Source organism: Corallococcus sp. BB11-1 (assembly GCF_026626625.1).
Classification (GTDB): domain Bacteria; phylum Myxococcota; class Myxococcia; order Myxococcales; family Myxococcaceae; genus Corallococcus; species Corallococcus soli.
Genome location: NZ_JAPNJY010000044.1, coordinates 13126 through 26667 on the forward strand (window position 1 = coordinate 13126; position 13542 = coordinate 26667).

General features: G+C 71.0%; 10 protein-coding genes. 6 read left to right on the top strand and 4 right to left on the bottom strand.

Annotated features, from left to right (window positions below; translation table 11 throughout):
• Positions 1-7: 7 nt before the first annotated feature.
• The 3 genes from OV207_RS36495 to OV207_RS36505 form a co-directional block, all read right to left on the bottom strand.
• Positions 8-1540, bottom strand: a complete 1533-nt coding sequence (locus OV207_RS36495) for a methyl-accepting chemotaxis protein (RefSeq protein WP_193429598.1) — start codon at positions 1538-1540, stop codon at positions 8-10.
• Between the two features lie 222 nt (positions 1541-1762).
• Positions 1763-2950, bottom strand: coding sequence for an alpha/beta fold hydrolase (locus OV207_RS36500; protein WP_193429597.1), 1188 nt, complete (start codon positions 2948-2950; stop codon positions 1763-1765).
• Positions 2951-3145: 195 nt separating this feature from the next.
• Positions 3146-4420, bottom strand: coding sequence for a hybrid sensor histidine kinase/response regulator (locus OV207_RS36505; protein WP_267559698.1), 1275 nt, complete (start codon positions 4418-4420; stop codon positions 3146-3148).
• 184 nt (positions 4421-4604) lie between these two features.
• Here OV207_RS36505 and OV207_RS36510 point away from each other — a divergent pair, with 184 nt between their 5' ends.
• The 6 genes from OV207_RS36510 to OV207_RS36535 all read left to right on the top strand — a co-directional run bounded on the left by OV207_RS36510 (position 4605) and on the right by OV207_RS36535 (position 12800).
• A complete protein-coding gene (locus OV207_RS36510; protein ID WP_267559699.1) occupies positions 4605-5708 on the top strand; it encodes an ornithine cyclodeaminase family protein in 1104 nt (367 codons plus the stop codon).
• 159 nt (positions 5709-5867) lie between these two features.
• Entirely contained in the window at positions 5868-6701 is an 834-nt protein-coding gene (locus OV207_RS36515) for an N-acetylmuramoyl-L-alanine amidase (protein WP_267559700.1), read from the top strand.
• A gap of 102 nt (positions 6702-6803) precedes the next feature.
• On the top strand, positions 6804-7118 hold the full coding sequence (locus OV207_RS36520; protein ID WP_193429593.1) for a hypothetical protein: 315 nt from the start codon (positions 6804-6806) through the stop codon (positions 7116-7118).
• 102 nt (positions 7119-7220) lie between these two features.
• Entirely contained in the window at positions 7221-8492 is a 1272-nt protein-coding gene (locus OV207_RS36525) for a TolC family protein (RefSeq protein ID WP_267559701.1), read from the top strand.
• Positions 8489-9682, top strand: coding sequence for an efflux RND transporter periplasmic adaptor subunit (locus OV207_RS36530; RefSeq protein WP_267559702.1), 1194 nt, complete (start codon positions 8489-8491; stop codon positions 9680-9682). The genes OV207_RS36525 and OV207_RS36530 overlap by 4 nt, the downstream gene beginning before the upstream one ends.
• On the top strand, positions 9672-12800 hold the full coding sequence (locus tag OV207_RS36535) for an efflux RND transporter permease subunit (RefSeq protein ID WP_267559703.1): 3129 nt from the start codon (positions 9672-9674) through the stop codon (positions 12798-12800). Before OV207_RS36530 ends, OV207_RS36535 begins: the two co-directional genes overlap by 11 nt.
• Before the next feature lie 16 nt (positions 12801-12816).
• Here OV207_RS36535 and OV207_RS36540 read toward each other — a convergent pair whose 3' ends face one another.
• Positions 12817-13533 (bottom strand): immunity 52 family protein, encoded by a 717-nt coding sequence (locus OV207_RS36540; RefSeq protein WP_267559704.1) that lies wholly within the window; start codon positions 13531-13533, stop codon positions 12817-12819.
• Positions 13534-13542 lie beyond the last annotated feature (9 nt).

The following is a 13542-nucleotide window of genomic DNA, read 5'->3' on the forward strand; positions in this document are numbered from 1 at the left end:
GCGCGGCCTACAGCCGGTAGTCCTTCACCATCGCGGCCACGCGCTCGGACAGCATCTTGAGCGCCACGGCGGACTCGCTGGTGGTGGAGATGCGCTTCACCGTGTCGCCCATCACCGCGTTGAGCTCGTTCACGGCGGTGAAGATCTGCTCGATGCCGGTGGCCTGCTGGTTGACCGTCTGGGAGATCTGACGGGCGGACACCACGCTGTCGCGCACGATGGAGGACAGCTGGCGCAGCGTGTCCCCGGACATGCGCACCTGCGCGAGCCCGGACTCCATGCGCTGCGTGCCGGCGGCGGTGATCTCCACCGTGGCGAAGATGGCGGTGCTGATGTCCGCCAGGATGCCGCGCACCTGATTGGTGGCGCGGATGGACTGGTCCGCCAACCCGCGGATCTCCCGGGCCACCACCGCGAAGCCCTTGCCGTGCTCCCCGGAGCGCGCCGCCTCGATGGCCGCGTTCACCGCCAGCAGGTGCGACTGGTCCGCCAGGTCCTTCACCGTCTCCGTGATGCCGGAGATCTGCTCGGTGCGCTCGCCCAGCGCCATGATGCGCTCGGCGATCTGCTCCACCTGCGAGCGCAGGTCCACCAGGCCCTCGATGCTCTCCCCGATGGCGCTCTCGCCCGTCTTGCCCAGGGCCTCCGCGCGCTCGGCCACGTCGATGACCGTCTCCGCCGCGCGCGACGCCACCACGGACGTCTGGCGGATCTCCTGCGCCGTCACCTGCGTCTCCTGGAGCGCGGCGGCGTGGCGCGACACCATCTCGTTCTGCCGGCCCGCGGAGTCGTTCAGGTGGTCCACCGACCCCTTGAGCAGGTCCGACGACTGCTGCAACTGCACGAGCAAATCCTTGACCTTGGTCACCATCAGCGTGAAGGCGCCCGCCAGTTGCCCCACCTCGTCATTGGAGTCGATGCGGACCATCTCCCGCAGGTCGCCGTGCTCCGCGATGCGCCGCGCCGCCTCCGTCAGCTGAACGAGCGGCCCCGCGACCCGGCGCGCCAGCACGGCGCCCGCCACCACGAACGCCACGAGCGCCAGCACCACCACCACGCTCACACCCGTGGTGAGGGCCCGCACCTGCGCGCGCGCCGCCGTGCGGTTGAAGCCCACGTGCACGCTGCCCGCCCCGTTCGCCATGCGCGCGCTCAGGTCCAGCAGCTCCGCGTCGCGCACGTAGAACGTCGCGTCCCCCGTGGCCCGGGACAGCCTGTCCCGCAGCTCCCGCATGGCCGGGCCGAACTCCCCCGACACCGCGCGCAGCTGTCCCGCCCCGTCGAAGACGGCCACGTAGGCCACCTTCCCGTTGCGGGCCACCGGGTCCAGCAGCGACTGGAGCCGCTCCGTCTGCCCCTCCGCCATCACCCCCGCCAGCGTGGAGGCGAGCGCCGCGGGCAGGGCCACCCCCACCTCCCGCCCCTGCGCCTCGAAGGCGGAGGACATCCGCGGGAGGAGGTACCCGAAGAAGAGGACCGTGAAGAACAGCGCCACCAGCAGCGGCGCCAGCGAGAGCTTCTGGGACAGGGAAAGTCGCATCCGGGCGTCGGTGGCGGCCTCCTTCCACGCTGTCGCCAGCGCGCGGAGGCCACTCCAGAGTGAATCTGGGAAACGAAGCCCCCCTGGACTATCCAGTGAGGTGCCTCATTGTGAACACCCCTGGAGAGCCCGCGCAATGCCCCCGCGCGTCTTCCGGCGTGAAAGTCAGACACCGCGCCCTGGGTAGACACCACCCCGGGGCGCGGGCGTCACCCCACTTCCTCAGCCGGCCTGGCGCTTCGTGGGCGCGCTTTCGTCCCACTTCTCCATCAGGGTGTTGGAGGGCAGGGTCTCATCCAGCAGCTTGCGCGCGGACTCCGCGCCGGAGACGGGCAGGCCCTGGGGGTCGAGCAGGCCCAGCTGCACCAGCACCGTCGCCTGATCCCAGTAGATGTGCTCGTGGTAGAGCTTGTCTCCGCGGAAGTTCACCACCGCGACCAGGGGCACCTCCACGTACTTGCCGGTGGGCGCGATGCCCGGGAGCATCCAGTCCATCTCCACGTCGTGGGTGAAGCAGAAGATGAACTCGTCCACCACGCGGTCCGCACCCACGGTGCGTGACAGCGGGATCATCTTCGTGTCCTTCGGGTTCGCGTGGATGAAGTGGTTCTCGTAGAAGCGGTGCAGGTAGTTGGCACCCACACCGCCCGTCATCACCGGCACGCTGTTGACGTACGGGTGCGCCACCATGGTGGCCATCGTCGCGTCGGCGTCCCGGACGGCGAACTCCAGCTCCGTGTGCCGGTCCCACAGCGTGGACAGATCGTAGCGGGGGCCCATGGTGCGGCGCAGGAGCGCCATGGTGCGGGTGTGGGCCATCATCTGCGAGGGCCGGTGGTACGCCGGCGACCCCTCGCGGAAGAAGCCGTGCCGCACCCCCGGGTACACGTACAGCTCCACGTCGGGCGTGACGTGCTGGCGCACGCGCGCCACCGCGGACGGGGGCACGAAGCCGTCCCACTCCGCGAAGTTGAGCACCACCGGGGACGCGTCAGGCCCGGCCTCCGCGAGCACGTCCTCCATCCCCGGGGCGCAGTAGGCCACCGCGCAGTCCACCTGGCCGTGCACCGCGAGCTGCGCGGCCAGCGTGCCGCCCAGTCCGAAGCCCAGCGCGCCCACCTGCTTCTTGCCCTTCAGGCCCGTCACTTCCGGCAGCGCCCGCGCGTAGGCCACCACCGCCTTCAAATCCGCTTCCTCCGGCTCCCCCCTCGACGCGAGGTCCGGCGCCACCACCACGTAACCCTCTTCCGCGAAGTGTTCGGTCATGTGCTTCAGGTGGTCGTTCCCCTCGAACGCCTCCACCATCAGCACCACCAACGCCGGACCACTCCCGGATGCAGGACGACGGATCCACGCCCTCATCGGGTCGCTTCCATCCACGGGAATCCACATCGAGTTGTCGGTCGTCATTGTCTCGCACCCTCCCCAAAGCGGACATGTACGCCCGGGGGCACCTCACCTCCCGGACGTCTGGCATTGTAGCAAAGTGCCCAGACGTTCGCTGAGAGTTTGAGAGGTTTTCATCAGGGCGGATAGTTGTATGCCTTTGGCTGAAGTAATCAGCCAGCACTGCAAAATCCTCCTGACGCGACGGGACTTGTCTTTTCAGGCGGTCAGCGATTCCGGCCGCGCGGCTTCAGCGCAGGCGGAGAGGCGGCGCGCGTCGCCCAGGGCCTGACGCGGCAGGCACAGGAAGAACGTGGTGCCCGCCTCCAGGGTGGATTCGACCCGGAGGGTCCCTCCATGCGCCTCCACGATGCTGTGCGCGATGTAGAGGCCCAGGCCCAGGCTCTCGCGGCCGTCCGTGTCGACGCCCCGGCGCAAGGGCTGGAACAGCGTGGAGCGCACGTGCGTGGGGATGGGCGCCCCGCCGTTGTGCACCTCCACGTGGACGGTGTGCTCGCCCTGTTCGGACGTGCGGATGCGCACCTGGCTGTCGCCGGGGCTGTACTTCAGGGCGTTGTCCAGGAGGTTGGCCAGCACCTGCGCCAGCCGGTCCAGGTCCCACGTGCCCGGGAGATTGTCGCGGGTGAATTCACAGACGATGGCGCGGTCGGGGCGCGCCGCGCGCAGCTCGTCCGCCACCTTGCAGCACAGCTCGTTCAGGTCGCCCGGACGCGGCACCACCGGGATGCCGCCGCCCAGCCGGGCGCGCGTGAAGTCCAGCAGCTGGTCCACGATGCGCTGGATGCGCTCGCCGCCCCGGACCACCCGCTCGAAGGCCTTGCGCTGGCCCTCCGGCAGCGCCTCGCGCGCAAGCTGGAGGCTGGCGGTGGTGAGGATGGCGGCCAGGGGCGAACGGATGTCGTGTCCCACGATGCCCACCAGCTGCTGCTCCAGCTCCGCCGCGCGCAGCAGCTCGTCCTCCACGCGCCGCCGCTCCGCCAGCTCCAGCGCCTGCTGCCGCAGCTGTTCGCCCCGGAGGTACAGCTCCACGAACACCGACACCTTCGCGCGCAGGATGTCCGGATCCACGGGCTTGAGCAGGAAGTCCACCGCGCCAGTCTCATAGCCCCGGGTGATGTAGGCCGTCTCGCGGCTGAGCGCGGTGATGAAGAGGATGGGCAGGTGCTTCGTGCGCTCCCGCGAGCGCACCAGCTTCGCCGTCTCCAGCCCGTCCAGCCCCGGCATCTGCACGTCCATGAGCACGCACGCGTACTCGTCCAGCAGCAGCGCCTTGAGCGCCTCGTCGCCCGAGCGCACCGACACCAGCTGCTGCCCCAACGGTTCCAGGATGCCCTCCAGCGCCAGCAGGTTCGCCGGGACGTCGTCCACCAACAGCACACGGGCGCGGCGGACTTCGTTCGAAGGCGAGGACGTGCGGGCCGCGAGCAGGTCGGAAACGGCGCTGAGCAGGGGAGTCCTGGGACCAGGGTGCATCACGGAGGTTGTCCCTCGGGCGTTGGGGAAGTGTGCTCGGGTGGCGGAGCGCAAGTCCAACAGCCCCCGGGCTCCGCCTTGTTCCCTACCCTCTGCACCTGTATTCAAAAGACACAGCGAGGCAGGAATTCCTGCTCATCAATGGCAGGTTGCAATTCCTGGCAGGGGCGTAAAGTCTCGACACATGACGGCCCCGGCTCCTCGCACGCTCCTCATCAGTCCCACCGACCTGCGCGCCATCGTGGCGGGCGTGGGCCTGAATGCCTTGATGGATGAGCTCATCCAGTCGCTTACCGTGGCGCTGCGGGAGCTGGACGACTCCGTCACCCAGGTGCACAAGCGCGAGGGCTTCTCCCTCACGGCGGAGGCGCGTCCCCTGGGAGCGCTCGAGTGGATGCCCGTCCTGCGGCGGGGCGAGACCCTGACGATGAAGGTCGTGGGCTCCTGCCCCGCCAACGTCCTGGACGCGGGGCTGCCCACGCTCATCGCGACGCACAGCCTGTACGACGCGCGCACGGGCCACCTGATGGCGGTGATGGACGGGGTGTTCGCCACCGCGCTGCGCACCGGGGCGGCGTCGGCCGTGGCCAGCCGGTGCCTCGCGTCTGCGGACAGCAAGGTGCTGGGGCTGGTGGGCTGTGGCGCGCAGGCCGTCACCCAACTGCACGCGCTCAGCCGCGTGTTCCGGCTGGAGCAGGTGCTGGTGCACGACGTGGATCCGGAAGCGGCGCGCTCCTTCGTGCGGCGCGTGGCGTTCCTGGGGCTGGACGTGCGCCCCACCCTGCTGGCGGATCTGGAGTCGCGCTCGGACATCCTCTGCACCGCGACGACCGTGGCCCCGGGCTCCGGGCCGGTGATCTCCGGCCACGCGCTCAAGCCGCATGCGCACATCAACGCGGTGGGCGCGGATCGTCCGGGCAAGACGGAGCTGCCGCTGGCGCTGCTGCGCCGCAGCCTCGTGTGCCCGGATCTGCCCGGCCAGGCGCGGCTGGAGGGCGAGTGCCAGCAGCTCCACCCGGATCAGATTGGCCCGGACCTGGCCACGGTGGTGCAGCAGCCAGAGGAGTTCCAGGGCTGGCGCGAGCGCAACACGGTGTTCGACTCCACCGGCCACGCGCTGGAGGATCAGGTCGTCACGCGCATGCTGCTGGAGTACGCGCGGCGCATGGGGCTGGGCACCTGGGTGACCCTGGAGGGGCTGGGCGGGGATCCGCTCGACCCCTACTCGCTGGTGCACGGCGACCCGCCGGGCCTCTCCGAGCTGCCGCGCCGCGCCACCGGCTCCTGACGCGTCCGGCGCGACACGCCCTCCTCCGCGGCCCCGGTGCCCGGCACGTCCGTGGCCCCCGGGGCTGTTCTCTTTGTGGCGCCGACACACAACTCCCGGGCCCTGACTCGCGATAATCGCCACAGTCACAGTTGTCCACTTCTACTGGGATTTTCCGCCATGAGCATCCGCCCTTCTTCCTCCAGCTTCACGCCCGCCGCGACCCCGCGGACGGCGGCCACGGCCCCCGCGGTCACGGCGCCGCCCGCCGGGCTGCGCAAGGGAGACAGCGGTCCGAAGGTGAAGCAGCTCCAGGACGGCCTGCAGAAGCTGGGCTACCTGACGAAGGCGCAGGTGGCGTCGGGCCCGGGCACGTTCGGGGCGCAGACGGAAGCGGCGGTGAAGAAGTTCCAGGGCGACCAGAAGCTGCCCACCACCGGCTTCTACGGCGAGCAGACGGCCGCGGCGCTGAAGAAGGCGCTGGCGAAGCCCACGACGCCGACGACGCCCACCCAGCCGGGGAAGTTCACCAAGCCGGAGGTCATCAACACGCCGTCGCCCAACTCGGACTCGCGCAACGGCACGGACATCGACGCCATCATCCTGCACCACACCGGCACCAACAACGGCAAGGGCGACCTGGCGTGGATGCGCAATCCGCAGAGCAAGGTGTCCGCCAACTACATGCTGGACACGGACGGGAAGATCTACCAGCTCGTCGGTGACGAGAAGCGCTCCTGGCACGCGGGCAAGTCCGCGCTCCATGGCGTGCCCACGGACATGAACGCGCGCTCCATCGGCATCGAGATCGTCAACGACGGCAGCGGCAAGACGGCCTTCACGGAGGCCCAGTACAAGTCCCTGACGCAGCTCGTGGGCTACCTCAAGCAGGAGTACAAGGTGCCGGCGGGCAACATCCTCGGGCACAAGGACATCGCGGTGCCCAAGGGCCGCAAGGACGACCCGGCGGCCAACTTCGACTGGAACCGGCTGCGCAAGGGCATTGGCACCTGAGACGGACCGGGTGCTGGCGGGCGCTCCTGAAGCGTTGCTTCGGAGCGCTCCCGCGCCTGCCTGTGTGTGAAGTCGCGCCGGGCCGTGCTAGGAAGCTGCCCGGTGCTCCGACTCTGGCTCTTCATCTGCCTGATGATCCTCGCTCCGGCGGGAGGCGGGCTCGCGCACGTCTTCGGACCGGCGCCGTCGGAAATCTGTGTCACGGGGTGCTCGGATGACGACGCCCATGGACAGTGCGCACCCACCTGCGTGGACTGCGCCTGTTGCAGCCACGTGAAGCCCCTGGCCGTCGCCGCCGCGCCGCCGGGCTTCGTGATTCCCCCACCCCGCGCCTGTCGCATCACGCTCGAGGACGCCGAACCGTCATCCGCTGAAGCGGATGACATCCAGCACGTCCCGATAGCCTCCCTGGTCTAGGCCCCGCGTCCGTCGTCTTCCGCACGCGCTCCGCCCCCGGTGTGCCCGGCCCCAGACCGGGACCGCTGGCGCGCGGTGCCCGCCTGTCCAAAGGTCCCTCCCGTGTCCACCCGCTCCGCGACGGCCGCCTTCGGGCTCGCCGCCGCCCTGCTCGTGACGTGCCCTGCTGGCGCGTCCTCGGCCCCTTCGCTCAGCATCCAACCGCTGCGGCGAGGTCCCGTCCTCACCTTCGAAGCAACCCTGGCCCTGGCCCGGGAGCGGGCCCCCGCCCTGATGGAGGCCCGCGCCCATGTCCAGGCCGCCAGGGGGGCGGTGGCGGGCGCCGCGCCGCTGCTGCGCGGCAATCCACAGCTCGACGTCCAGGCGGGTCCACGGCGGCTCGTCACGGGCGCGCGGGGGTTGGACCTCGCGGTGGGACTTTCGCAGCCTTTGGAGATTGGCGGCCAGCAGGGCCTGCGCCGGGAGGCCGCGCGGGCGGGCCTCTCACGCGAGGAGGCCGCGCTGCGCGACGCCGAACGGCTCACCCTGGGCGAGGTGGCCGCGTGCTTCCTGCGCGTGCTCCACGCCCAGGAGCGCGTGAAGCTGGCGGGTGCCTCCGTGGTGGCATTGCACGACACCGTCCACGCCACCGAGCGCCGCTTCGAAGCCGGGGACGTGCCGGTGGTGGACGTCAACGTGGCGCGGGTCGCCCGGGCGCGGGCCCGGGCGGAGGAGACGCTCGCCAGGGGAGAGGCGGAGGCCTTGATGTCGGAGCTGCGCGCCCTGCTGGGGGGGGCCTCCATCCCAGAGGTTCCTGGCGTCCAGGGTGACCTGAGGACGCTCGCGCTGGCGCCGCTCCCCAGGCCCGGGGGCAAGACGCTGGAGCGCGCGGACCTCACGGCCCTGGAGGAGGAACACACGCAGGCCCGGGCCACCGCCAGCCTGGGTCGGCGCGAGGCGCTGCCGGACGTGACCCTGGGCGTGCGCTACCAGCGCGAGGCGGCCGAGACGGCCCTCCTGGGAACCCTCAGCGTGCCGCTGCCCGTCTTCAGCCGGGGGCAGGAGGCGCGCGCCAGGGCAGAGGCCGAGGAAGGCCGCATCACGGGTTTGCTGAAGGTCGCGCGACTGGCCGTATCGAACCAGATCTCCGTGGCGGGACACCGCTACAGCGCGCGCCTGGAAGCGCTGGAGCTGCTGGAGACCGAAGCGCTGCCGCTGCTCACCGACAATGAAACGCTCGCGCGGCGCTCCTACGACGCCGGGGAGCTGGATCTCGCGGGCTTCATGCTCATCCGCCGCGACACGCTGGAGGCGCGGACGGCGTGGCTGGACAGCCTGCTGGAGCTCGCCCTTGCCCGGGTGCGATACGCGATGGAACAGGGAGTCACGCCATGAAGTCCCCCCTGCTGCTGCTGACCGTCCTCGTCGTGGGCCTCGCCTCCTGCAAGGCCAACAAGCCTGGACACGACGACGCGCACGAGGAGGGACACGACCCCGCGGCCCCGTCGAAGTCCCACGACGAGCCCGAGGACGAGGTCCACGTGCACATCCCCCAGGAGATGCTCCGGGACCTGCGCGTCACCACCGCGAAGGTGGAGGCCCGCCCCGGTGGGGAGAGCGTCACCGTGCTGGGGGAGCTGACCTTCAGCGAGGACGCCTACGCGGAGGTGTCCACGCCGGTGCCCGCGCGGGTGGCCGCCGTCGTCGTCACCACGGGCCAGGCGGTGAAGCAGGGCCAGCGGCTGGCGGACCTCCAGAGTCCGGCGCTGGGCCGGGCCCGCGCGGAGCTCCAGGCCGCCCAGGCCCGCGCCACCGCCGCGAGGCAGGCCGCGGACCGCAAGCGCCTGCTCGCCGACGAGCGCATCGTCGCGCGCAAGGACGTGCAGGCCGCCGAAGCGGAGGCCGCCGCGTCGGAGGCGGAGGTCGCCGCCGCGAAGGCCTCCCTGACGTCCCTGGGCGCCAGCGGCGCCTCCAGCGACGGCGCCCCGAACTTCGTGCTCAAGGCCCCCATCGATGGGACGGTCATCGAGCGCGCGGCGCGGCTGGGGCAGATGGCGGACCCCTCCCAGCCGCTCTTCCGCATCGGGGACCTGTCGTCGCTGTGGCTCATCGCGCACGCGTTCGAGCGGGACGCGGTGCGCCTGAAGCCCGGCACCGAGGCGCGCGTCACCTTCGCCGCGTTCCCGGGCCAGGAGTTCCCCGCGAAGGTGGGCCACGTGGGTCAGCAGGTGGACCCCTCCAGCCGGACCATCCCCGTCCGCCTGGAGCTGGACAACAGCAAGGGGCTGTTGCGGCCGGGCATGTCCGCGACGGCGTCCGTGCCGCTGGGGGATTCGAACGCCACGCTCACGGCGGTGCCGGCGGCGGCGCTCCAGCGGCTGGAGAACGGCTGGGTGGCCTTCATCCCCATGAAGGAGCCCGGCGTCTTCGAGCAGCGCGAGGTGGGCCGGGGGCGCAGCGTGGGCGCGCTGGTGGAGGTGCTGTCGGGGCTTTCCGTCGGAGAGCAGGTGGTGGTGGACGGCGCCTTCCTGCTCAAGGCCGAGGTGGAGAAGTCCAGGGGCGGGGGCGACGACCATGGCCACTGATCCCCGCGCATCGCTGACGGGGCGCATCCTCACCGCGTCGTTCGCCCGTCCCGGTTTGACGGTGGTGCTCGTCCTGGCGCTGGCGGCGTTTGGCGCGGTGGCGTTGAAGAACCTGCGGCAGGACGTGTTCCCGGACCTGTCCGCGCCCATCTTCAACATCATCGTGCAGAACCCGGCCATGGGCGCCGAGGAGCTGGAGACCTCCGTGGCCATCCCCATGGAGGTGGCGCTGGCGGGCCTGCCCGACGTGCGCCGCATCCGCTCCACCTCCCAGCTGGGCGTCACGCAGGTGACGGTGGAGTTCGAACCGGACGCGGACTACTTCCGCAGCCGCCAGTACATCGTGGAGCGGGTGGCCCAGGCGCAGGCGGAGCTGCCGGCCGGCACCGACGCGCCGCTCGTGTCCAGCCTCACCGGACGGCTGAATGAAGTCTTCGAGTTCACGCTGGAGGCGGAGCCCGGCAGCGCGGACCTGATGACGCTCCGGGACCTGGCGGAGTTCGACATCAAGAACCGGCTGCTCGCGGTGCCCGGGGTCGCGGGCGTGGAGCGGCTGGGCGGCTACCTGCGCCAGTTCCAGGTGTTGTTGGATCCGGATCAGCTCGTCGCGCGAGGCATCACGCTCAACGACGTGCAGCACGGCCTGGAGGGCGCCAGCATCAACGCCTCCGGGGGCTTCGTGGTGCAGGGCCCCATGGAGTGGACCGTGCGCGCCATGGGCCGCGCGGAGACGGTGGAGGACCTGAACAACACCGTGGTCGCGCTGCGCGCCGACACGCCGGTGCTGCTGGGGGACGTGGCGGACGTGCGCGAGGCCCCGGCGCCCCGGCGGGGCCTTGCCCACCGGCTCAAGGGCGAGGTGGTGAGCTGCCGCGTGAGCAAGCAGTTCGGCGCGGACACGGTGCGGGTGACGCAGGGGGTGCGCGCGGCCATCGAGGAGCTGCGCCGCTCGCTGCCGCCGGGGGTGCAGCTGCGCGTCGTCTACGATCAGTCGGAGCTGGTGGGCTCCGCGCTGGGGGGCGTGGGCCGGGCCATCCTGCTGGGCGCGTTCCTGGTGGTGCTGGTGCTCTTCCTCATGCTGGGGGACTGGAGGGCGGCGCTCATCGTCACGCTCACCCTGCCCCTGTCGCTGTCGCTGGCGGGGCTGCTGCTGAAGGCGGCGGGCGTCGGGTTGAACACGATGACGCTGGGAGGGCTGGCCATCGCGGTGGGCCTGCTGGTGGACGCGGCCATCATCGTGGTGGAGAACGTCATCCACGACCTGCGCGAGGGCAAGGGCCGCCGCGCGGTGCGCGACGAGGCGCTGCACGCGGCGCTGGAGGTGGGGCGGCCCATCGCCTTCGCCACGCTCATCGTCGTGTCGGTGTTCATCCCGCTGTTCGCGATGACGGGCATCGAGGGCCGCATGTACCAGCCGCTCGCGGCGGCGGTGGTGGCGTGCCTGGCCGCGTCGCTCGCGCTGGCGCTCACGCTGGTGCCCGTGGTGTCGGGGCTCCTCCTGCGGGCCCCGCGCGAGGGCGAGCCGGAGGACGTGTGGATCATCCGCAAGGCGAAGGCCGTCTACGCGCCGCTGCTGGATGCCTGCATGCGGCGGGCAGGACTGGTGCGCGTGGTGGCGCTGGCCATCACGGTGCCCGCGTTGGGGCTGGCGTTCATGGTGGGCAGCGACTTCATGCCCCGGTTGGACGAGGGCGCCTTCCTGCTCCAGACGGTGCTGCCGCCGGAGGCGTCGCTGGACGAGGTGGACCGGCTCAACCACCGGGTGGAGGACGTGCTGCGGGAGTTCCCGGAGGTGGACGACGTGGTGCGCCGCACGGGCCGCGCCGAGCGCACCGAGGACCCGATGCCGCACACCCTCTCCGACGTGCTGGTGGTGCTGAAGAAGGACGTCGTCGGAAACCGGGAGGCGCTGGAGGCCCGGATGCGGGAGGCGGTGGGCAAGGTGCCGGGCGTGTCCGCGCTCTTCACCACGCCGCTGGGGATGCGCATCGACGAGGGGCTGGGCGGCAGTCCGGCGGACCTGTCCGTGCGCATCTTCGGGCCGGACCTGGACACGCTGGCGTCGCTCGCGGAGCGCACGCGCGCGCTGATGGCGAAGGTGGAGGGCGTGGAGGACCTGCGGGTGGAGAAGCTGAGCGGGCTGCCGCAGCTGCGCATCCAGGTGAACCGCGCCGCGGTGGCCCGGGTGGGGCTGACGCCCGGGGACGTCATCAAGGCGGTGCGCGTGGGATTGGTGGGCGAGGAGGCCGCGCAGATCTGGAAGGGACAGCGGCGCTACGACCTGGTGCTGAAGCTGGCGGATCATCGCCGGGGGGACGTGAATGCGCTGCGCAACCTGCTGGTGGACGGGCACGACGGCACGCGCATCCCGCTGGGCCAGCTGGCGACGATTGAAGAGACGTTCGGCGCGGGCAGCGTGCGGAGGGAAGCGGGCAGCCGGCGCATCGCGGTGGAGGCGGGCGTGTCCGGCCGGGACCTGGGCGGCACGGCGGCGGAGCTGCGCGAGGTGCTGGACACGCAGCTGAAGCTGCCCACGGGCTACTTCGTGGACGTGGGCGGCAAGGTGGAGAGCCAGGAGCGCGCGGCGCAGTCACTGATGGTGGCCATCGCGGTGGCGCTGCTGGCGGTGTTCGTCCTGCTGTACCTGGCGCTGGATTCGGTGGCGGAGGCGCTGGTCATCCTGGCGACACTGCCGGATGCGTTCGTGGGCGGCATCCTGGCGCTGCTCATCGCCGGAGAGACGTGGAACGTGTCCAGCCTCGTGGGCCTCATCGGCCTGTTCGGCATCGCGGTGCAGAACGGCCTGGTGCTCGTGTCGCAGACGAAGGACCTGCTTGCGCGGGGCAAGCCCTTCCCGGAGGCCGTGCGTGAAGCGAGCCTGGGCCGGGTGAGGCCCAAGCTGATGACGGCGGGCACGGCGATCCTCGGCCTGCTGCCCCTGCTGGTGCTGCCGCTGCACGGCACGGAGATCGAACGGCCGCTGGCGGTGGTGATGGTGGGAGGGCTCGTGACCTCCACCCTCTTCACGCTGCTGGCCCTGCCCACGTTCTACGCGCTGGTGCACGGCGTCCAGGAGCGCATCGCGGCCCGCCGGGCGGCGCGCAAGGCCACCGCCTGAGCGCGTCTCCCGTAGCTCAGGGAGCCAGGGGCTTCATCAGCCCTGCCTGGGCCAGGAGCCCCCGCACCTGCTCGGCCAGCGCGAGGTGCTCCGGGTTCTTCACGGTGAAGCGCTCGGGGGTCAGGATGATCAGCGTGCCCTTGTCCTCCACCGGCTCGATGCGCACGGGGGCAGGCAGCGGGGGCACGGTGCCGCGGACCCGGGCCAGGTACATGACCCAGCCGACAAAGGTTCCGGGCTTGGGGTTGTCGGTCACCATGTTTCGGTGCGCCGAAGAGGTCGCGATCGCCCATTCCGGCTCCCAGGCGACCGCCATGCTCCGAACGAGCCCGCCAAGTACAGGCGTGGACAGCACACGCTCCGAATGCGTTCCCTGGCTGGGGAGATTGAAGACACAGAAGTTGCCTGTCGCCTGGGAGTGCCCCCCACAGGTGACGTCGAAGCCACTGGCGTCGCGGTCATCGCTCGCGCCATTCCAACCACTCATCCGGAAGCCGAGGTCTTCAAACACTCGGTCCTGGCCTCGGCGAAACAGCTTTTCGAGGGCAGTCGCTCTTGGCTCGATGGGGCGTTGAAGCGCGGCATTGCGAGACCTGCCCTGTTGGAACCACTGGACGAAACCGGGGTCGACGTTGGCCAGGCTCGTCAGGAGCACTTCCATGCGCAGCGCACACGCCTCCGCGGACTCCTGTCGCGCTCCCCAGTAGGAACCCGCGTAGATGGTTTCGGTCATGTGAGGCCT